The organism is Mesobacillus sp. MER 48 (genome assembly GCF_023714225.1).
In the GTDB taxonomy this organism is placed as follows: domain Bacteria; phylum Bacillota; class Bacilli; order Bacillales; family Cytobacillaceae; genus Mesobacillus; species Mesobacillus oceanisediminis_A.
The window spans coordinates 1-255 of record NZ_JAMAUR010000052.1 but is presented as its reverse complement, the minus strand read 5'-3'; the positions used below and the strand labels follow the sequence as shown (position 1 = coordinate 255).

Genomic DNA, 255 nt, shown 5'->3' with positions numbered 1-255 from the left:
AAACCGGAGCTAATACCGGATAATCCTTTCCCTCACATGAGGGAAAGCTGAAAGACGGTTTCGGCTGTCACTTACAGATGGGCCCGCGGCGCATTAGCTAGTTGGTGAGGTAACGGCTCACCAAGGCCACGATGCGTAGCCGACCTGAGAGGGTGATCGGCCACACTGGGACTGAGACACGGCCCAGACTCCTACGGGAGGCAGCAGTAGGGAATCTTCCGCAATGGACGAAAGTCTGACGGAGCAACGCCGCGT

Annotated in this window: 1 rRNA gene; it reads left to right on the top strand. The window is 57.6% G+C overall.

The window, feature by feature from the left end:
* Positions 1 to 255: ribosomal RNA gene (locus M3593_RS23870) — 16S ribosomal RNA — on the top strand; the annotation flags it as partial.